Raw genomic sequence first — 19,571 nt, 5'->3', positions numbered from 1 at the left:
GGTGGTGCGGTGGCGGGCCGGGCCGGATCAGGACTGTCGCCAGGGCAGACCGGCGATCTTCCACCCGTTGACCGAACCGCGGTGGCCCGCCGCGTCCGGGTCTCCCTCGAACCCCTCGGCCACGTTGTAGGCGGGGCCCAGGCCGGCGGCGGTGGCAGCGCTCGCGGCGGCGGCCGACCGGTGCCCGCTGCGGCACAGGAACAGCACCGGTGTGTCGGCGTCCACGCCCGCCTGGCGGAGCTGCTCCAGGAAGCGGTGGTTGGGCTCGCCCGCCGAGGTCATCCACTCGATTCCCACCGCACGCCTGCCCAGCTCCGACAGGTCGGCGCCGCCGACCCACTGCCACTCGGCGCTCGTGCGCACGTCCACCAGGACGGCGGAGGGGTCGGAGGCGAGCAGATCCCACGCCTGTCGCGGCGCGAGGTCCCCGGCGTAATCGCTCATGGGCCCTGATTATGCTCCCCCGTCCACCAGTCCGCCCGGTCGAGGTCCGCCGGGCGCGCCCCCGTGCCATGATCGGGCCATGTCCCCCACCCCCTCCGCCGCCCCCGTCCGAGTGGCCGTCGTCGGTTCCGGGCCGGCGGGGGTCTACGCCTGCGAGGCCCTCCTGGCGTGGGCTGACCAGCACGGCAGAGACCTAGTTGTGGACTGCATCGACAAGCTGCCCGTGCCCTACGGCCTCCTGCGCCACGGAGTCGCCCCGGACCACCCTCGCATCAAGGGCATCGCCCGCACGCTGGAGTCGATCGTCACCGACCCGCGGATCCGCTTCCTCGGCAACGTCGAGTTCGGCCGTGACCTCACCCTGGACGACGTCCCCCGGCTCTACCACGCCGTCATCCTGGCCACCGGCGCCCTCGCCGACCGCGAACTGGGCATCCCCGGCGAACACCTCGAGGGCTCCTACGGGGCCACGCAGTTCGTCACCTGGTACGACGGCCACCCGGACGCCGACCGCACCTGGGCCCTGACCGCCGAGCGCGCCGCCGTGGTGGGCGTGGGCAACGTCGCGCTCGACATCGCGCGGATGCTGGTGCGCACGTCCGAGCAGCTCGAGGCCACCGACATCCCCGAGCACGTCCGCGAGGGCTTCGGCACCAGCGCCACCCGCGTCGTCACCGTAACCGGCCGCCGCGGCCCGGCCTACGCCAAGTTCACCCCTCTAGAGCTGCGGGAGATGGACAAGGTGGAGGGTGTCACCATCGTGGTGGATCCGGCCGACCTGGAGTACGACGACGAGGCGCGCGACCACCTGGAACACGATCGCCGGGCCGGGCAGGTCTGCGATCAGCTGGCCAAGTGGGCGTCCGCGCAGGCGGAGGCGGGTCACGAGTCCGCCGACGCGGCCGAGGCGGCCGCGATCGCCGCCGGCGGGCGGGTGGTGCGTTTCCGCTTCCACCGCAGTCCCGTGGAGATCCTGGGCCCCGACGGGTCCGTGACCGGCCTCCGGCTGGAGCGCACCGAGCCGGAAGGGACTCGGGTGCGAGCCACCGGCGAGTTCGAGGAGCTCGCCGTCGACGCCGTCTACCGCGCTGTCGGCTACCGCTCCGACGCCCTGGAGGGTGTGCCCTTCGACGACCGGACCGCCACCATCCCCAACGACGGCGGCCGGGTGCTCACCGAACCCGGTGGGGAGCCCGTGCAGGGGCTGTTCGTCGCCGGGTGGGTCAAGCGCGGGCCCACCGGCGTGATCGGCACCAACCGACACTGCGCGGTGGACACGGTGCACGCCCTCACCGACGACATCGAGGCCGGCACCCTCGTCGACCCCACCGACACCGACCCGCAGGCCGTCCGCGACCTGCTCGCCGAGCGCGGAGTGTCCGTGATCGACGGCGGCGGGTGGGCGGCGATCGACTCCCGCGAGCGCGCCCTGGGGCAGGAGGCGGGCCGCGAGCGCACCAAGCTCGGAGGGCGGGAGGAGATGCTCGCTGCGGCCCTGGAGTCCCAGCTCGGCCAGCGGGACTCTCCCGACACCCCATAGGCATGACTCTGCGTGTCGGAGGAGTCGGGCGCTAGTCGCGGCCCGCCACGAGCCTGCCGATCTCCGCCAGCGACACGGTCCCGCGGTCGAAGTAGGCCGAGTGCGCGCCCCGGGTCGACGCGGGTCCGGATCCCGGCTCGGTCACGTCCACCCTGAGCCCCCCGAACTCCTCCGTCCCCGGCCGCGCACCCAGCACCCCGGTGGACGACCACCACGGCACCGGATCCCACCGCGAGGCCACGCCCACGATTTCCTGCTCCCCGGCCGGTCGTGCGGTCCCGCCCTCGTCGACCCACTGGTCCGCCACCGAGTCGACGGTCGCGCCGGGACTGCCCACGTGGATCATCCGGTCCGCGGCCAGTCCGCGCGGGTCCGCCGCCGCCGCGCCCAGGACCGCCGAGCCGTAGCTGTAGCCCACCGCGGTGTGCGGGGAGTCCACGCCGTCCATGCTCTCGACGGCGTCCAGGCCCGCCGCGAAGGTCCGCAGGTCCCGGGCGTGCGCACGCGCGGGCTCCGCCGAGAACCCGGCCGCGGTGACGTCGTCCGGGGCGTCGTAGCCCTGCCACGACACGGAGACGCACGACCCGGTGGCCGGGTCCGCACCCGCGTCGCACACCGCCCGCGCACGCTCGGCGGTGCGATCGATCGACTCGACCGACGAGCCCGTGCCGGGGATCAGCGTGACCACGCCGTCAGCGCCGTCGGGATCCCCGCTCGCCACCACGGCGCGACCGTCCGGGTGCAGTGCCAGCAGGTGCCGATCGGGGTCCTCGGCGAGGTGATCGCCCAGTGCGACGAGCCCGGGGGTCGTCCCCGACTCCATGAGCCTGCGCAGTCGCGTCCGGTTGATCGCGTCCCGCGTGGCGGAGGACAACCCGGCCACCGAGCCCAGCTCCGGGTGGTCGCGGGCGAGTCGTTCCCTCTCCGCCGGACCGAGCGAGTGCCACAGCCCGGCCACGGCGCGGGGGTCGTCGCCGGTGGTCCCGGACAGGTCGAGGCAGGTCACGGTCGCGGCGTCCGAGTAGCCGGCGAGGGCGTCGGCCGCTTCGCGCAGTCGGGCGGCCAGGGCCAGATCGGCATCGTGGACCTCCGTGACGTCGCCCCCGCCAGCGCGCACCCGCTCGTCGTCCGCCCAGCTGATCAGGGCCCTCGAAAGCCTCGAGCCCTCCACGCGCAGGACGTCCGCCAGGTAGAGGCAGGCGCCGGAGACCATCCTGGCCTCGGCGGCGGCGTCCCCCACGCGTCCGCGGGCCCGCGCCCCCGCGTGGCCGGACCAGCCGCCGGCCCCCTCATGCGCGTCCCGTGGGGAACCCGCGCCCCCTCCGAGCCTGCGGCCCACCGAGTCCAGGTCCGCTGCCGTGTCCGCGATCCCCCGCCCCACCGCCGCGGCCCGGGCCTCGGCGTGGTCGAGGGCCACGACCAGCGCCTCAGCCCCCTGCGCCGGCGACACCCCGGGCCACCTCCTCGTCGACCCCGACCAGCAGCTCGGCCGCGCTCTCCATGCACCCGGCGATCTGCTCTGTCTCCTCGACCCCGTCGCGCGCCCTGCGCGCCAGCAACGCCGCGCACTCCGCCAGGGCCGCCCCGCTGAGCACCCCACCGGGTGGCCCGGCCCCTGTCCCGCCCGCCGCGGCAACCGCCTGCTCGAGCACCGCGGCCAGAGTGCCCGCCTGTTCGGCCGCGCGGATCCCGGCCTCACGGACCCGGGTCGCCTCGGCCACCACCGCGACCCGCTCGAACGCCACCAGCGCCGCGGCGACAGGCCCCGCTCCCGGGATCCGCCCCGGTTCCGATCCCGCCATCAGCCCCGCCCCCTCCTGGCCCGCGAGTCCGGACCGCTCGGGAATCCACGCTAGGCCTGCCACCGGGCCGGATCGGGCCCGCGAGAGGGGTCGGTGGATGGTTCGGACGACCATCCACAGGCTCAGTCCAGGACGCGGTGGACCCGTCTGCCGGCCGTGCGCGTGAAGCCGAACCTGGCATAGGCCCCGGCCAGGGACTCGTCGGCCGCTACCGCCACCACCACGTCCCCGGCGGGCAGTGACGCGATCAGCCGGCGGGTCAGGAGCAGTGCCGAGTACCGCGTCCCGGGGCGCTGCGCCAAGGCCATGATCGCCCACCGGCGACCCTCCGGGGTGTCGGGTCCCACCGCATCCGCCGGGGCCACCCCGCCGGACATCAGGAGCGCCCCGATCCCGATCAGTCCGAGGACCGCGCCGAGCACCGCTACCACCAGCACACGGTGCTCGACCTCCGCCACGAATGCCCCGAACCCGAGACCGAAGAACGCCAGCCCGAGCGCCGTCGCCACCACCACGTCCACGACCGGCCGGTACCGGCAGAAGATCACCATCCCGTCCCGGTCTGCGGACTCGTAGACGGCCCGGCGCAGCACGTACGGCGCGATGGTCGCCAGCGCCGCGGCCCAGGCGAGTGCCGCCGCGGGACGACTACGGGTGTAGGCCCTGGCCACGAGCCAGGCCAACGGGCCGAGGTGCCGCACGGGAGCGGGTTCAACGGTCGCGGACGTCACGACAGGTTCCCTTTCTCTCCGAACCCGGAGCAGGTCCGAGCCCGGAGCAGGTCGTAGCTCAGTGCAGATCGGTGCTCAGAGCAGGTCGGGCTGCTCGGCGTACCGGCCCCCCACATACATCCGGAGCAGCACCGCGACGAGTCCCACCCCGAAGAGCGCCATCCCGCCGAACAACAGCCCATCCGGCAACCGCTGTCCCGGCGCTTCGGCGGCGATCACGATCCCCACCTGCATCGCGACCAGCAGGGCCAGGGTGACCACGACGATCAGCCACAGATCCTCACGCACCAGTCGCTCGAACCTGCGCAGCCTCGGCGCGGTCGCCGTCCACCACTCCTTGTTGGGTCCGTTGATGAACTCAGGCGCCCGGAGAACGAGCTGGGACGTGAGCGGGATCAACGCGAACACCGTGAGCGGCAGCAGCGACGAGAACGCCAGAGCGCCACCCTTGCTGGACCACCCGTCCGGTTCGCCTCCCGCGCCGAAGTGCGTGGGCACCCGCTCCGGCAGGACCATCACCTGCCAGACCAGCACCGCCAGCCAGACCACAACGGTGGCCACGACCAGGATCAGGATCCAGGGGCTGGTCGGTTCCTTCGGGAGGCCGCGGGCCTCGCCGGCGACCGAATTCGTCGTCGTCATACGGCTCTCGTCGTCGTCATATAGCGAAGATTCCGGACCCGATGGCGGTGCGGCACACGGCTACCCCACCACCGTCACACGCGAGGCGGCCTCGCGGGCCCGCCCCCGCGCGGTCTCCACGTCCTCGGCGGTGGCCACGGCCACGCCCATACGGCGGAACTCGCTGGCCGAGGGCTTGCCGAACAGTCGCAGATCCGACTCCGGCACCGCGAGCGCGCGGGCCACACCCTCGAACCCGACGCCCTCGGTCGTCCCGCGCGCGGAGCCGTCCTCGCCGACGCCGCCGATACCGGACCCGCCGTAGATGACCGCCGACGCCCCCGGGCTGGACATGGTGGTGACGACCGGCAGGCCCAGGACGGCCCGCGCGTGCATGTCGAACTCACTGAGCACCTGGCTGCGCAGCGTCACCAGACCGGTGTCGTGCGGCCGCGGGCTGACCTCGGAGAAGTAGACGTCGACGCCCTGCACGAACAACTCCACCCCGAACACCCCGACCCCGCCGAGCGCACCGGTCACGCGCGCCGCGACCGAGCGCGCCGAGTCGTAGGCGTCCTGCGTCATGGCCTGCGGCTGCCACGATTCGACGTAGTCGCCGCGCTCCTGGCGGTGGCCGATCGGCTCGCAGAAGTCGGTCCGGATCTCCCCCGTCTGCGGGTCCACGCTGCGGACGGTGAGCAGGGTGATCTCGTATTCGAAGTCCACGAACGACTCCACGATCACCCGCGCCCCCGCCACGCGCGCACCGGACTGGGCGTAGGTCCACGCCTTCTCCACGCCCTCGGGGCCGTGGAGGGAGGACTGTCCCTTTCCCGACGACGACATCGTGGGCTTGACCAGGCACGGGAACCCGATCTGCGCGCACGCCTCCTGCAGCTCCTCGAGCGACGAGGCGAACGCGTAGCGGCTCGTGGGCAGACCCAGCTCCTCGGCCGCCAGCCGCCGGATGCCCTCACGGTCCATGGTCAGCTGCACGGCGCGGGCGGTGGGCACGACCCGGGCCAGGCCGTCCTGCTCGATCTCCGCCAGCGCTGCCGTGGCGATGGCCTCGATCTCCGGCAGGATCACCTGCGGCTTCTCGAGTTCCACCACCCGGCGCACCTCGTCGGCGTCGGTCATGTCGATCGTGTGACCGCGGTGGGCGACCTGGTGGGCGGGCGCGCCGTCGTAACGGTCCACGGCGATCACCTCGACCCCCAGGCGTTGCAGCGCGATCGTGACCTCCTTGCCCAGCTCGCCGGAGCCCAGCAGCATCACGCGGGTCGCGTCCGGGGTGCCCGGCGTTCCGAAGCGGTCGACGACTGGCGGGGCGAGGGGATCGTGCGCTGCGGTCATGGCGCCCACGCTAGTAGACCTCCGTCGCCGGCCCCTATCGCGTGCTCCCCCGCTCCCGCGGACCGGCAGGCGATAACGTGTGTGCAACGCCACACGAAAGGGCACACCTGTGACCACTGCCTCCCCCGGCCCCCTGGCCGGCATCCGCGTCGTCGAACTCAACGGCATCGGCCCCGGCCCCCACGCGTGCATGATGCTCGCCGACCTGGGCGCCGACGTCGTGACCGTCATGCGCCCCGGGGAGCTCGCCACCCAGGTCGGCGGCTGGGCGCACATCACCCGTCGCGGCCGGACCGTGGTGGAGGCCAACCTCAAGAGTGACGAGGGCCTGGCGCAGGTGCGGGGTCTGATCGCCAAGGCCGACGTGCTGGTCGAGGGCTTCCGTCCCGGGGTCACCGAGCGCATGGGCCTCGGACCCGACGAGTGCCTCGAGTCCAACCCGCGGCTCGTGTACGCACGCATGACCGGCTGGGGCCAGCACGGCCCGCTCGCGCACACCGCCGGCCACGACCTCAACTACATCTCGCTGACCGGTCATCTCAACGCCACCGCCCGCAAGGGCGAGCGTCCCGTGCCGCCGCTCAACCTTGTCGGCGACTTCGGCGGCGGGTCGATGTTCCTCATCCAGGGCATCCTCGCCGCGATCATCGAGCGCTCCACCTCGGGCAAGGGCCAGGTCATCGATGCCGCCATGACCGACGGCGCCTCGGTGCTGGGCCAGTTCCAGTGGGCGATGCGCGCCCGCGACCAGTGGTCGGACGTCGCCGGGACCAACATGCTCGACACCGGGTTCCCGTTCTACGACGTCTACACCTGCTCGGACGGCAGGTTCATGGCCGTCGGCTGCCTCGAGCCGCAGTTCTACGCGGAGTTCGCGCGACTGATGGGCATCGACGGCGAGGACATGCCCGGACAGTTCGACATGGACCGCTGGGACGAGCTGCGCGAGATCATCGCCGGGAAGTTCGCCGAGAAGCCCCGCGACGAGTGGGCCGAGCTCTTCTACGGCACCGACGCCTGCACCACCCCGGTGCTTTCCTACACCGAGGCGCTGTCCCATCCCCACATGACAGCGAGGGAGACCTTCGTCGAGGTCGGCGGGGACATGGGGCCGGCGCCCGCGCCGCGGTTCTCGCGCACTCCGGCGCCCGCCGTCCCGGCCGCGCCCCCGCATGAGGTGACCCCGGTCGAGCAGGTCTGGGCCTGACCATGAGCGGGCCGGGAGCCACTTCTCACCCGCCGGGCGGTGGCTCCCGGGTGGCCGGGATGACCCTGGCCATCGACCCGGCCTCGGCCGAGCCGCCGTTCCGCCAGCTCAAGGGTCAGATCGTCGAGGGCGTCCGGCGTGGGGTGCTCACGGCCGGCACGCGACTGCCTGCCGTGCGCACGCTCGCGGAGGAGGTCGGCGTCTCCAGCGCCACCGCCGCCAAGGTCTACCGCGAACTCGAGGAGTCGGGGGTACTGGAGGGTCGCGGCCGCTCGGGGACGTTCGTCTCGGCGGCCGATCTGCCCGGCGCGGTGTTGGCCCGGGCCGCGGAGGAGTTCGCCGAACGCGCAGCGGGCTCGGGATTCGACGTCGAGGAGGCCGTGACGGCTGTCCGCAACGCGTTCGGCCATTTGCGCTGACCGCCTCGGCAGGCCCCGGCTCCCCGGCCACGGCATCCGGGCTCCCTCCCCCGCGCGTACCGGCGCCGCGCGTACCGGCGCCGCGCGGGGGACCGGGGCTCAGCTACCGAGTGAACCCATGTCCAGCGAACCGAACAGACCGCCGGACTCGTACCCGAAGCCGAAACCGGCACCGCCACAGTCCGCGACCGCACCCGCGCGGAAGTCCGACGTGGCGGAGAGGGGCCGGCTCCACGCCCTGGTCTCGCCGGCGAGAACCGTCACACTGGTGCTCGTGTTCTGGCCCAACGCACCGGCAAGCGTGAGCCTGGCATCCAACACGGGGTCACCCGTGACATCCGCCCAGTTGCGCGCTGCGTCCGCCGTGAGGAAGGCCTCGATCCCCGCCACCACGGATGCGTCCGAGACGTGCACGGTGCAGGTGGTGACAGAGGAAGTGTCGTTGGTGACGGTTCCGCTGACAACACTGGCGGAGCCGGAGACCGTGACGGCGATCGGGCCGGGGGCCGACGGCCCGAGGGAGGACTGGGCTTGTGCGACGCCGGAGGCGCCGAGGACGGCGGCGGCGCCGAGGGCCGTGGTGGCCATCGACGCACCGAGCTTGCGGGACAGACGCATGGTGGGTCTCCTCGTGTGCAACTGCGGCCGCATCTCGGCCACATTGAGAAACGCTCACCCGATAATGCGAGTGATATGGATCACTAATGGAGCAAACTCCTGTAACCCTTCACCAATTCTCAGGATGTTGACGAGTACCTCCGGGGTCGGTGCACACCCGTCGCGCTGCGTTCTCGGTCCGGGGGTCGAGGAACTCGTGACCGGGCCCCACCGGTAGGACCACAGGTAATGCCGGACCACCCTGGCGCGATAATGGGGACATGATCACGCGAACCGCCACTGCTGCCACCGCTCTCGCCCTGGCCGCCGCCACCACCGTCGCCGTCGCCCCTGCTCACGCCCACGCCGGACCCGCGTCGGACGGACATGTCGCCTACATCGCGCAGGCGTCGGGCTCCGCAGACGGCGGTTCGCTGGACAACCCGATCATCGGGGCCGGGCTGCTCATCATTGCCGGGCTCGGGGTCTCGGCGGCTCTCGCCATCGGCGCGGGAGTGGCCGGTGGCGCCTTCGAGCTCCCACCGTTCCCGGGCCTGCCGAGCTGACCCGACGGTAGACCCCGGCACTGACTGGCGACCCCGGCACTGCCGAGCTATCAGAACGTGGGTAGCGGGATCACCCCGGTGGCCACGCCGACCCCGACACCGACGCCGGCCGAGGCGATCGCGCCCAGCGTGAGGGATCCCGTGGCCTCCCCGCTGCTGGAGGCGAGGTCCGACGACCCCGGCGCCAGTGACCCGAGGTACCCGCCCGAGGTCGTCTTCTCGATCTCGACGTAGCCGTCCCCGGTGCAGCTCGACACGGCCTCGAGCGCGAAGGACGCGTCCTCCGGGAGCACTGCGAACACCGGGTCGACGGGGCCACGCGATCCCGGCGCCGACTCGAAGGAGACGTACCCGAATCGACCGGCCTCCACCGCGGCCTCGACCGCCTCCTCGAGCTCGCCGGGGAGTTCGATCTCCTCCGGGTTCGGTGGGACGGTGCGGAGGAAGTGGTAGTAGGCGTCGACGATGTCGGCGGTGCTCAGGATCGTCAGGCAGAAGAGGTCGCGTCCGGACCGGTTGGCGTAGGAGACGACGGGCTCACCGTCCGAGCGGGTGACGGAGAGAGTGCTGTTGCTGGTGTACGTGGGACGGGGCGCCTCCGTGGCCATCTCCACGGACGTCAGCGGCTCCTGCGCGGCGGCCACCCCCACCCCTGTGCACAGAGTGGCCGAGGTGAGGACGGTGGCCGCGGCGGCGACGCCGAGACGGGTGGGGGAACGCATGGCGTCATCCGATCGTCGAGGGGACGCGGCCGGCTGCCGGTGCACGACACCGCCGCAGAGGGGACTATATCCCCGGCCACCTCCACCGACACCCGATCACGCGAGTCGACGCCCCGCCCGTGGGCCGGCCCTGCCGATCGACCTAGCCCAGGATGTCGCGCCGCACCACGTTCTGGTCGCGGCCCGGGCCCACGCCGATGTACGACATGTGGCATCCGGCCAGTTCCTCGAGCCGCAGCACGTAGTCGCGGGCCTCCGGCGGCAGGTCGCTGAACTCGCGCGCCCCGGTGATGTCCTCTTCCCAGCCTGGCATGGTCTCGTAGATCGGCGTGGCGTGGTGGAAGTCGGTCTGCGACATGGGCATCTCGTCGTGCCGGACGCCGTCGACGTCGTAGGCCACGCAGATGGGGATCTCGCCGATGCCGGTGAGCACGTCGAGCTTGGTGAGGAAGTAGTCGGTGAAGCCGTTGACCCGGGCGGCGTAGCGGGCGATCACGGCGTCATACCAACCGCAGCGCCGGGTTCGGCCGGTGTTGACGCCCACCTCGCCGCCGGTGACCTGCAGGTATTCGCCCCACCTGTCAAAGAGCTCGGTGGGGAACGGCCCGGCGCCCACCCGCGTGGTGTACGCCTTGACGATGCCCAGCGAGTGGGTGATCTTGGTGGGCCCGACGCCCGACCCCACGCACGCTCCGCCGGCGGTGGGGTTGGACGAGGTGACGAACGGGTAGGTGCCGTGGTCGACGTCGAGCATGGTGGCCTGGCCGCCCTCCATCAGCACGGACTCGCCGCGCTCCAGGGCCTGGTTGAGCATGAGGGTGGTGTCGCTGACCATGGGCCGGAGCCGGTCGGCGTAGGAGAGGAAGTACTCCACCATCTCGTCGACCTCGACCGCACGGCGGTTGTAGATCTTGACGAAGATCTGGTTCTTGAGGTGCAGCGCGCCCTCGATCTTCTGTCGCAGGATCGACTCGTCGAAGACGTCCTGCACGCGGATCCCCACCCGCGAGACCTTGTCGGCGTACGTGGGCCCGATGCCGCGGCCGGTGGTACCGATGGCCTTCTTGCCCAGGAACCGCTCGGTCACCTTGTCCAGCGCCTGGTGGTACGGGGCCACCAGGTGGGCGTCGGCGGAGATGCGCAGCCGGGAGGTGTCGGCGCCGCGGGCCTCGAGGCCGTCGATCTCCTCGAACAGCGCTTCAAGGTTGACCACCACGCCGTTGCCGATCACGGGCACGGCCGTGGGCGAGAGGATGCCGGCGGGGAGGAGCTTGAGCTCGTACTTCTCTCCGCCCACCACCACGGTGTGTCCGGCGTTGTTCCCGCCGTTGGGCTTGACCACGTACTCGACGCGGCCACCCAGGATGTCGGTGGCCTTCCCCTTGCCCTCGTCGCCCCACTGGGCGCCGATCAGGACGATCGCTGGCATGGTTTGCTTTCACCTCGAAGAGAGTCGTCTTTCGGTGAGGGACGAAAACCCGCCCGCAGGCAGTCATTTCCGCGCACACCAACGGTCCAGGGTACTTGGTTCCGCCTCGCACACCCTAGTCGGTCACTCGGACACCCTCCGGAAGCTCACCGGCGCTCCCGGCAGGAGTTGGGACAGTGCGTCCGACGACCGCGAGGTCAACACCCCGATCACCGGATAGCCGCCCGTGACGGGGTGGTCCGGCCCGAACACGACCGGTGAACCGTCGGCCGGGACCTGCACCGCGCCGCGCACCATGCCCTCGCTGGGGATCTCGCGGGTGCTCGTCCGGGGCACGGGCCGCCCCGGATCGATGCGCACCCCCACCCGGTCCGCGTGCCCACTGACGTGCCCGGTCTCCGCCAGGACGCGCCAGGCCCCGGGCGGGAACAGGTCGTCGCGCGGGCCGGGGATCACGTCGAGGACGACGGGAGCCGGCCCACCTCCCCGGCCGCCCGGTCCCGCGCCCACCCGCGAACCGATGCCCCCGGGCGGACCTATGACACCGTGCGGACCCATGACACCGCGGGGATCTCCTCCCGCCGCGTGCCAGTGGTCCGCCCAGGGGCCCACCACGGCGTCGCCCACCGCCAGCACGTCGCCGGCCACGAGGGGCGGCGGCCCGAGCCCGGAGAGTGTGTCCCGCGAGCGGCTGCCCAGCACCGGCGGGACCTCGATCCCGCCGCGCACTCCCAGGTAGGTGCGGACCCCGGCGTCGGGTCGGCCGATCTCGAGGGTCGAGCCGGCGTCCAGCCTCAACACCTCGCCCGTGGCGGCGGTGCGTCGGGACCCGGAGGAGGTGGTGACGACGACGAGGCCCCGCGCCCCCGTCACCGCGATCACGGCCGGGGAGTCCGTCATGAGCACCAACCCGCCCAGCAGCACCTCGAGCACCGCCGCCCCGGGGTCCGTCCCGAGGCAGCGCAGGGCGAGCGCGGCGGCGGCGCGATCAGCGGCGCCCGAAGCGGTGACCCCCAGCGCGGCGTGCCCCGGCCTGCCCAGGTCCTGCACCAGGGCCGCCGGGCCGGCGCGGAGGATCATGAGGCTCATCGCGGGACGTCCCGCGGGCCCGCGGCCCTGAACCGGACGCGGTCACCGGGGGCCAGTAGTGCCGGGTCCGGTCGGTCGGAATCCCAGAGCAGCGCGTCGGTGGACCCGATGAGTCGCCAGCCGCCGGGTGATGCCCCCGGGTAGACGGCGCAGAAGCGGTCGGCCAGACCCACCGATCCCGCCGGGACCCGCGGACGCGGGGACCCGAGCCTCGGCACGGACGGCAGTGGTTCGGCTACGCCGCCGTTGTCATGGGGCTCGGGAGCGCCGCCGATCAATTCCCGCTCGTCGACGAGATAGAAGAAGCCGGGCGCGAACCCCCCGAAGGCGGCCCGCCAGGTGATCGAGGTGTGCTGACGAACGAAGGCCTCGGTCGAGGCCCCGACGAGATCCGCGACGTCGGCCAGGTCGGGGCCGTCGTAGCGGACATCGAGAACCACCTCCCGGACCGCCGCCCGCGCCACTGCCTGCGCCGCGTCCCCCGCCGCTTCCTGCCCCACTGGCTCCGCCGCATCCCCCGCTGCGTCCCCCGAATCGGCTACTCCCCCGCCGCATCCGCTGCCCGAATCGGGGTAGCTGATCGCGCGGGAGGGTAGCGGATCCCGGGCGAGCAGCTGCTCGAGTCCGCGGCGCAGCGCCGGCAGCGAGGAGGCGTCCCGGGCGGTCACCAGCACCGTGCGGGCCCCGGCCACCACGTCCACGGCCTCAGGGTGCAGCCGCCCCACCAGCCCGGCCAGTTCCACGGCCTCTGCCAGATCAGCACAGTCCAGTAACAGCGCGGCCTCTCCGCAGCGGCGGATCCTCGTCGTCGTCATCCGGGGCCTTCCCCTACCGGCCCGGTCGCCCGGGAACCGGCTGGCCGACCGGCTGCGCGAACGGTGCAACCTCCACCCCGGCCACCTCGAGCGCGTGGCGGACGCGGCGCGCCAAGCCGAGCGCACCGGGGGTGTCCCCGTGCACACAGATCGACTGCGCGGTCACCACGACCTGAGTCCCGTCGTCGGCGCTGATCTCACGGCCACTCGCCATGGCCACCACGCGGGCGGCGACCTCGTCCGGGTCGGTGAGCACCGCGCCGGGCCGTCCGCGCGGCACCAGCGTCCCGTCGGCGCGGTATCCGCGGTCTGCGAAGGCCTCGGTCACGGCGGTGATCCCGACCGACCCGGCGTGCGAGAGCACCACCGACCCCGGCAACCCCAGGATGGGCAGCGGTTCCTCGCCGGCGAGCTCGGCGTAGCGCAGGACGGCGTCCACCACACCGGCCGCCTGCTCGGAATCGTGGACGATACGGTTGTAGAGGGCGCCGTGGGGCTTGACGTACCGCACCCGCGTCCCGCGGCGACGCGCTGCCATGTCCATCTCGACCAGCTGGAAGTGCACGTGCTCCGCCACCTCGACGCGTGAGAGCGCCATCTCGGTCCGCCCGAAGTTCGCCGCGTCACGGTACGAGGGGTGCGCACCCAGCGCCACTCCCCGTTCGGCGGCGGCCGCGGCGGTCGCGGACATGGTGGGGCGGTTGCCCGCGTGGAAACCGCACGCGACGTTGGCGGAGCTCACCACGTCCAGCAGCGCCGCGTCACCGGGGTCCGGCCCGGATCGCGGGGCCAGCGACCGAGACCACCGCGGCGTGCCCCGGCGGGCCTCCCCGAGGTCGCAGTTGAGGTCGATGCGGTGCACTCTGTCCATCCTGCCGTCATCGTGGCCCGGGTTCGACCCCGCGCGCCGGTGAGTCCATGATGGATGCATGATCGTCATCCGTTGCGGTTCGGCGCCGGTACCGACCGTCCTGGGCGAGCACCCGCGCGTGGAGTGCAGCGAGGTGCCCACCAAAGACGATGTGAACCGCGCGCTCTACGAGATCGGACATCGACGCCGGGTGGTGGTGTGCGGCACCGACGCCGGCCTGGCCGCGCTGCTCACGCGACTGCTGCGGACGGAGAACCTGGACATGGAGGTCGCGTACGTCGCCGAGGACCCCACCCCGGCCACTCGCGCCTACGACCTGCCCACCGGTTCGGCCGCCGCCAAGCTCGGGGTACGGGGCGAGGCCAGGGAGGTACCGCTGATCCGGGACGAGACCGGAACCGTCCTGGTGGGCGAGGCCACCGTCACCGGACCGGACGGCGCCCACCTGGTGGGCGAGGCGTACGCCGACGACGAGCGGATCTTCTCCGGGGAGATCGACACCCTCACGGTCCGCCCGACCCCGCAGCTTCCCGGTGTCCGCGCCACCGCGGCGCGGCCCCGCAGGGTGCTGAGACGCTCGTGGCTGCCGGCCCGCGCCGTTCAACTGGGGACGGAGGCGGGGGTGATCACCCGTGACGGGGTGACCGGCCGGCGGGCGGTCAAGAGGACCTCTTTCTATCGCCATACCGAGCCATGGAGGCTCGTGTCGCCCTGAGCGGCGGCACGACGTTAGCCGGCCGGTCCGGGGACTCGGGCCACTCCTCCAGCAGCTCCGGCTCCACGGCGGGCGTGCGCACCGTGGGTGGCAGCGTGGCCAGCGCCGAGATCTTGCTCAGCCCCGCCACCTGCATCATGTCCACGAGGATCGAGCGGATCTGGGCCAGCATCACGGTCTCCGTCAGGCCGGAGCCCGGAACCAGCTCACGCTTGGCCCGTGCCGCCACCCCGCGGAGAGTCCGGTGGACCTCGGCGTCGGTGGGCGCGTCGGGATCCGCCGCGACGCGTCGGGTGAGCAGTTCCAGCGCCTCGCCCAGCCCCGCGATCAGCGAGCTCAGGGCCGGCGGGACGTCCACCTGGTCGTCGACCGCCACGATCGCTCGCCGGGCCAGGACGCGGATGTTGCGGATGCCGTTGTCCAGCGGGTTGAGCACGCTCGTCAGCACGATCTCCTCCGGACGGCGCCGACGGTAGAACGGCGAGATCCGGACCAGCTCACGGGCACCCGCGAGCTGCTCGGCGATCTCGTCGACCGCCGGCTGGGTGTCGCGGGCCTCCTGCAGAGCGGAGCGGATGAGGTCCGAGTCCCTGTGTTCCAGCCCCTCGGCGACCTCCGCCAGCACCGACGAGGCCACGCCCAACAGCGAGGCCGCCTCGCGGCGCGCGCGGCGCAGCGGATGTACCGGCATCAGCGCCATGGCCACCAGTGCCACCACCCCGCCGACTGCCGCGTCGACCATCCGCTCGTAGCCACCCGCGCTGCCCGGGGGCAGGAGCGTGGCCACGAGGATCGCCGACGACGCGGCCTGCGTCCCCACGAGCGCCCCGCGGTCGAGGAAGACCGCGGCGGACATCGCCAGTACCACCACCGCGGCGATCTGCCACGGGCCGGAGCCGATCTGTGCGATCAGCAGGTCTCCCAGACCCACGCCAACGACGACGCCGATCACCAGCTCGATGCCACGGCGGATCCGTCGCCCCATGCCCGTGCCCAGTGCCAGCGCGGCGGCGATGGGCGCGAAGAACGGCGCGGGATGGCCGAGTATGTCGTGCGCGAGGAACCAGGCGATCCCCGCGGCGAGGCCGCACTGCAGGATCGGGAGGAAGGCGTACGCCAGCCGTCGGGTCCGCGTCCTCAGCGGAACCGGGAGCGCGCCGTAGACGCCCTGCGTGCGGGCGTCCAGACGGTCACGCCAGGCCGAGAGGCGCGGCGGCGTGCGGGTCCGACTCATTGACCAGGTCCAGACAACGGATGTACTCCTCCTCCTCGCCGATCGACTGCGCGGCGCGGGCCAGGGCGGCCACGCACCGCAGGAAGCCGCGGTTGGGCTCGTGGTCGAACGGCACCGGGCCGAAGCCCTTCCAACCGTGACGACGCAGCTGGTCCAGGCCCCGGTGGTATCCGGTGCGGGCGAAGGCGTAGGCGCTGATCACGTCACCGCCGTCGAGGGCGCGCTCGGCGAGCTCCGCCCACGCGATCGAGGCGGTGGGGTGTGAGGCCGCCACCGAGCGGGGATCCTCGCCGGCGGCGATGGCGTCCTCCGCCTCCGGGTCGCCGGTGAGACGGGTGGGCGGGGGGCCGAGGAGATCTCCGAACTGGGTCATGCCCCCATTGTCCACGAACCTACGACAACCGACCGGGGTCCGACCCCCGCCGCCGTCCGCGGGGCGGCACCCGACGCGCCGCCCGGGCCACCCCGAGCGGTCCACGAAGAGATCTCTGCGCCATCCGGACCTGACAGCTCCCTGCGCGGATCGCCCGCCCCGGTGAACTCTCCGTGACCAATCAGTGGGTTTTCTTACGCAGGCGCCCGCGGGTGGGGTGAACTGGACGCATGGATTCTGCCGCCCATCCCGGTGCCACGACCTCCCCCACCGGCCTCGACCGACGGACCGTCCTCAAGGCGGGTGCCCTGGCCGGAGCCGCGGCGGGTACCACCGCCCTGGCGGGCCGGTCCGCGGTCGCGGTTGCCGACGTGGGCGTCTTCCGGCACGGCGTCGCGTCCGGCGACCCGATGCCCGATCGCGTCATCCTGTGGACCCGCGTCACCGCCGCGCCGGACGCGGTCCCGGGGTCCGGCCGCGGTGCGCCGGTGGCCGTCAGTTGGGAGATCTCGCACGACCCTGGCTTCTCCCAGGTCGTCCGATCCGGGTCTGTCGTCACCGACGCCGGCCGCGACCACACCGTCAAGTTCGACTGCACCGGCCTGGCCCCCGACCGCTGGTACCACTACCGCTTCCGGGCGCTCGGCCAGACCTCGCCCACCGGGCGCACCCGTACCGCGCCCGCCCACGGCGCGCTCCCCGCCACCGGCCGCTGGCGCATCGGGGTGGTCTCGTGCTCCAACTGGGAGGCGGGGTATTTCTCCGGCTACCGCCACCTCGAGGCGCGCGGGGATCTCGATGCGATCGTCGAGCTGGGTGACTACATCTACGAGTACGGGCGGGGTGAGTACACCGGCAAGTTCGGAGCGGTCCGGCCCCACGATCCCCCGCACGACATCGTGACGCTGGCCGACTACCGGATCCGCCTGGCCCAGTACCGCACCGACCCGGATCTGCAGTCCCTGCACGCACACGTGCCGTGGATCGTCACGTGGGACGACCACGAGCTCGCGAACGACAACTGGTCCGACGGCGCCGAGAACCACCATCCGCACCAGGGGCCGTTCTCCGATCGCAAGGCCGCCAGCTCGCAGGCCTACTTCGAGTGGATGCCCGTGCGACCGGAGTCCCTCCGCGACGGCGGGCACCTCTACCGGCGGTTGCGGTGGGGCTCACTGGCCGAGATCAGCATGCTCGACCTGCGTTCGTACCGCACTGAGGGACCGGACCGGTTCGACGGTCACGCGATCGACGTCACGGGCACCATGACCGGCGCCGCGCAGTTCGACTGGCTCGCCCGCGGGCTGAGTTCGTCGAACGCCCGCTGGAACGTCATCGGCAACTCGGTGATGATCACGCCCGTGCTCCTGCCCCCACTCGAGCCACAGACCACGGCCGCGCTCACCGAGCTGCTGGGCGTCCCGCGCGAGGGGATCACCTACAACCCCGACCAGTGGGACGGCTACGCCGGTGAGCGCCGCCGGTTGATGGAGGTGATCCGCGCGGCCGGAACCCGCAACACCGTCTTCCTCACCGGCGACATCCACACCTCGTGGGCCAACGAGGTGCCGTTCGAGCCGGCGAACTACCCGGGCGCGGGCGTCGGTGCGATCGAGTTCGTCACCCCGTCGATCACCAGCAACAACATCGACGACATGGTGGGCCTCCCCGAGGGCAACCCGTTGTCCCAGACCGCGCAGGGGGCCCTCACGCAGGTCAACCGCCACGTGCGATGGGTGGACCTGGACCGCCACGGCTTCACGGTGGTCGAGTTCACGACCGACTTCGCCCACGCCGACTACTGGGCGCTGGTCGCCCGCGAGGACCCCGCCAGCGGCGCCTACCCCATCGCCAGCTGGCGGGTCCGGCACGGCACCGATCAGTTGGAGCCGGCCGGCCTGCTGCCCTGATCAGGCTCGCCGGCAACCGCGCTGGCCCGACCGGTGCCTCGCACGTGCACGTGTCACCGCGGGGTGGCACTCACACCCGACTCACAACGTCGTGGACTACGGTGGCGTGTCGATGCGCCCCGTCCGGGGGCACGACGCGTTACGGGGAGTGATGGATGACGACGACGAGCCAGCAGCCACCCGAAGACGGACCCCATCCCGGGACGGCGGCTACCAGTGATGGCCGGCGAGGCGGACTCCGTGTGACGCTCGTGGCGGCGGCCGTTGTCGTTGCCGTGGTGGTGGCCGCACTCGTGTGGTTCTTCGCGGCCGGGCCGATGTCGTCCTCGGATCGCGCGGAGCGCGCGGTCGAGCAGACTCTCCGCGACATGACCGCCTCGGACTCGTTCGCCGAGTTCAACAGCCATCTCTGCGCCGAGAACCGGGTCCCGCAGGACCTTGTCGACAACATCACCGCCTCCGGCGAGCAGACCGGTACCGACCTCGACGCGATGCTCCGGGAGTCCATCGCGGGCTCGTTCCCTCAGGATCTCGAGGTCACCGGGGTCGAGATCGAGGGCGATGTCGCCACCGCCACCGTGGAGTCGGAATCCGACGATTCCGCGCCGGAGCAGGTTCGGATGCTCAACGAGGACGGCGCCTGGAAGGTGTGCGAGCCCGGCGTGGGAATGGGTGCGGTGCCACAAGGGGATCAGCCCGGCTGAGTCCCCGCCATTCGATCGGCTCTGCAACCTGCGGGCACGCTAGCGCCGCGCACGCGGGCCATGCAGGGGTCAGGCGGGGTGGGTGCGGTGGGCGCCTGGGGGGTTGGTGAGGTGGCCGTCGTGGGTGATGAGGCGGTCGAGGTGTTCTCGCCATCGGTGGTGGAGGATCTGGTCGCGGGCGTGGGCCAGGGGGCCGTGTGGGGTGGTGCGGTGTTCGTGTCCGGTTTCGGTGATGATGGTCAGTTCACCGAGGGGTCCGGGCCGGTAGGCGCAGTGCCCGAAGGTCTTTTCGCGGTGGTGTGTGCGGCACAGGCAGATCAGGTTCCACTCGGCGGTGGGGCCGCCCATCTCGGGGTGTAGGTGGTCGAAGGCGATGGCGTGGTCGATCTCGCAGTCGTGGGCGTCGACGGTGCATCCGGGATGCCG

General features: G+C 72.4%; 22 protein-coding genes. 7 read left to right on the top strand and 15 right to left on the bottom strand.

Annotated elements, in window-relative coordinates; genetic code table 11:
• Nucleotides 1-27 precede the first annotated feature (27 nt).
• Nucleotides 28-444, bottom strand: coding sequence for a rhodanese-like domain-containing protein (locus ABIE38_RS18000; protein ID WP_354058640.1), 417 nt, complete (start codon nt 442-444; stop codon nt 28-30).
• A 79-nt stretch (nt 445-523) separates the two neighbouring features.
• Between ABIE38_RS18000 and ABIE38_RS17995 the strand changes: the two genes are divergently transcribed.
• On the top strand, nt 524-1,984 hold the full coding sequence (locus ABIE38_RS17995; RefSeq protein WP_354058639.1) for an FAD-dependent oxidoreductase: 1,461 nt from the start codon (nt 524-526) through the stop codon (nt 1,982-1,984).
• 31 nt (nt 1,985-2,015) lie between these two features.
• On the opposite strand, the gene ABIE38_RS17990 is transcribed toward ABIE38_RS17995, so the two are convergent.
• The 5 genes from ABIE38_RS17990 to purT all read right to left on the bottom strand — a co-directional run bounded on the left by ABIE38_RS17990 (nt 2,016) and on the right by purT (nt 6,494).
• Entirely contained in the window at nt 2,016-3,434 is a 1,419-nt protein-coding gene (locus tag ABIE38_RS17990; RefSeq protein ID WP_354058637.1) for an alpha/beta hydrolase, read from the bottom strand.
• The gene (locus ABIE38_RS17985) at nt 3,412-3,786 is read right to left on the bottom strand and encodes a hypothetical protein (RefSeq protein WP_354058635.1); all 375 of its coding nucleotides are present in this window, start codon (nt 3,784-3,786) and stop codon (nt 3,412-3,414) included. Before ABIE38_RS17985 ends, ABIE38_RS17990 begins: the two co-directional genes overlap by 23 nt.
• A 122-nt stretch (nt 3,787-3,908) precedes the next feature.
• The gene (locus tag ABIE38_RS17980; RefSeq protein WP_354058633.1) at nt 3,909-4,517 is read right to left on the bottom strand and encodes a hypothetical protein; all 609 of its coding nucleotides are present in this window, start codon (nt 4,515-4,517) and stop codon (nt 3,909-3,911) included.
• Between the two features lie 75 nt (nt 4,518-4,592).
• Nucleotides 4,593-5,159, bottom strand: coding sequence for a DUF1648 domain-containing protein (locus tag ABIE38_RS17975; RefSeq protein ID WP_354058632.1), 567 nt, complete (start codon nt 5,157-5,159; stop codon nt 4,593-4,595).
• Between the two features lie 60 nt (nt 5,160-5,219).
• Nucleotides 5,220-6,494 (bottom strand): formate-dependent phosphoribosylglycinamide formyltransferase, encoded by a 1,275-nt coding sequence (gene purT / locus ABIE38_RS17970; RefSeq protein ID WP_354058630.1) that lies wholly within the window; start codon nt 6,492-6,494, stop codon nt 5,220-5,222.
• A gap of 109 nt (nt 6,495-6,603) precedes the next feature.
• Between purT and ABIE38_RS17965 the strand changes: the two genes are divergently transcribed.
• On the top strand, nt 6,604-7,701 hold the full coding sequence (locus tag ABIE38_RS17965; RefSeq protein ID WP_354058629.1) for a CaiB/BaiF CoA transferase family protein: 1,098 nt from the start codon (nt 6,604-6,606) through the stop codon (nt 7,699-7,701).
• 59 nt (nt 7,702-7,760) lie between these two features.
• Nucleotides 7,761-8,120: a GntR family transcriptional regulator gene (locus ABIE38_RS17960; protein WP_354058627.1), complete on the top strand. Its 360-nt coding sequence runs from the start codon at nt 7,761-7,763 to the stop codon at nt 8,118-8,120.
• Nucleotides 8,121-8,219: 99 nt separating this feature from the next.
• On the opposite strand, the gene ABIE38_RS17955 is transcribed toward ABIE38_RS17960, so the two are convergent.
• Entirely contained in the window at nt 8,220-8,738 is a 519-nt protein-coding gene (locus ABIE38_RS17955) for a hypothetical protein (RefSeq protein WP_354058625.1), read from the bottom strand.
• Between the two features lie 260 nt (nt 8,739-8,998).
• On the opposite strand from ABIE38_RS17955, the gene ABIE38_RS17950 reads away from it, so the two are divergent.
• The gene (locus ABIE38_RS17950) at nt 8,999-9,283 is read left to right on the top strand and encodes a hypothetical protein (RefSeq protein ID WP_354058623.1); all 285 of its coding nucleotides are present in this window, start codon (nt 8,999-9,001) and stop codon (nt 9,281-9,283) included.
• A gap of 50 nt (nt 9,284-9,333) precedes the next feature.
• Here ABIE38_RS17950 and ABIE38_RS17945 read toward each other — a convergent pair whose 3' ends face one another.
• From ABIE38_RS17945 to ABIE38_RS17925, 5 genes are all read right to left on the bottom strand, one after another.
• Nucleotides 9,334-10,005, bottom strand: a complete 672-nt coding sequence (locus ABIE38_RS17945) for a hypothetical protein (RefSeq protein ID WP_354058621.1) — start codon at nt 10,003-10,005, stop codon at nt 9,334-9,336.
• Between the two features lie 142 nt (nt 10,006-10,147).
• Nucleotides 10,148-11,434 carry an adenylosuccinate synthase gene (locus tag ABIE38_RS17940; protein WP_354058620.1) on the bottom strand — a complete coding sequence of 429 codons (1,287 nt, stop codon included), beginning with the start codon at nt 11,432-11,434 and terminating at the stop codon, nt 10,148-10,150.
• A 123-nt stretch (nt 11,435-11,557) separates the two neighbouring features.
• Complete coding sequence (locus ABIE38_RS17935; protein WP_354058618.1) at nt 11,558-12,523, bottom strand: 5-oxoprolinase subunit C family protein; 966 nt, start codon at nt 12,521-12,523, stop codon at nt 11,558-11,560.
• Nucleotides 12,520-13,338, bottom strand: a complete 819-nt coding sequence (locus tag ABIE38_RS17930; RefSeq protein WP_354058616.1) for a 5-oxoprolinase subunit B family protein — start codon at nt 13,336-13,338, stop codon at nt 12,520-12,522. Before ABIE38_RS17930 ends, ABIE38_RS17935 begins: the two co-directional genes overlap by 4 nt.
• Before the next feature lie 13 nt (nt 13,339-13,351).
• Nucleotides 13,352-14,209 carry a LamB/YcsF family protein gene (locus ABIE38_RS17925; RefSeq protein WP_354058614.1) on the bottom strand — a complete coding sequence of 286 codons (858 nt, stop codon included), beginning with the start codon at nt 14,207-14,209 and terminating at the stop codon, nt 13,352-13,354.
• Between the two features lie 58 nt (nt 14,210-14,267).
• Between ABIE38_RS17925 and ABIE38_RS17920 the strand changes: the two genes are divergently transcribed.
• A complete protein-coding gene (locus ABIE38_RS17920; RefSeq protein ID WP_259847993.1) occupies nt 14,268-14,924 on the top strand; it encodes a hypothetical protein in 657 nt (218 codons plus the stop codon).
• On the opposite strand, the gene ABIE38_RS17915 is transcribed toward ABIE38_RS17920, so the two are convergent.
• Together ABIE38_RS17915 and ABIE38_RS17910 are read right to left on the bottom strand one after the other, a co-directional pair.
• Complete coding sequence (locus tag ABIE38_RS17915; RefSeq protein WP_354058612.1) at nt 14,869-16,158, bottom strand: FUSC family protein; 1,290 nt, start codon at nt 16,156-16,158, stop codon at nt 14,869-14,871. The two genes, ABIE38_RS17920 and ABIE38_RS17915, sit on opposite strands and share 56 nt — an antisense overlap.
• Complete coding sequence (locus ABIE38_RS17910) at nt 16,115-16,531, bottom strand: DUF3151 domain-containing protein (protein ID WP_095717384.1); 417 nt, start codon at nt 16,529-16,531, stop codon at nt 16,115-16,117. The genes ABIE38_RS17915 and ABIE38_RS17910 overlap by 44 nt, the downstream gene beginning before the upstream one ends.
• A 230-nt stretch (nt 16,532-16,761) precedes the next feature.
• Between ABIE38_RS17910 and ABIE38_RS17905 the strand changes: the two genes are divergently transcribed.
• Both ABIE38_RS17905 and ABIE38_RS17900 read left to right on the top strand, forming a co-directional pair.
• Complete coding sequence (locus tag ABIE38_RS17905) at nt 16,762-18,441, top strand: alkaline phosphatase D family protein (RefSeq protein WP_354058610.1); 1,680 nt, start codon at nt 16,762-16,764, stop codon at nt 18,439-18,441.
• A gap of 155 nt (nt 18,442-18,596) precedes the next feature.
• A complete protein-coding gene (locus ABIE38_RS17900) occupies nt 18,597-19,145 on the top strand; it encodes an Rv0361 family membrane protein (protein ID WP_502914803.1) in 549 nt (182 codons plus the stop codon).
• 69 nt (nt 19,146-19,214) lie between these two features.
• On the opposite strand, the gene ABIE38_RS17895 is transcribed toward ABIE38_RS17900, so the two are convergent.
• A partial coding sequence (locus ABIE38_RS17895; RefSeq protein ID WP_354058606.1) for an HNH endonuclease signature motif containing protein occupies nt 19,215-19,571 on the bottom strand: 357 nt, incomplete at its 5' end.

Origin of the sequence: Dietzia sp. 2505, from assembly GCF_040546785.1 — a bacterium.
Lineage (GTDB): Bacteria > Actinomycetota > Actinomycetes > Mycobacteriales > Mycobacteriaceae > Dietzia.
This window is presented reverse-complemented; position numbering and strand designations above follow the sequence as displayed.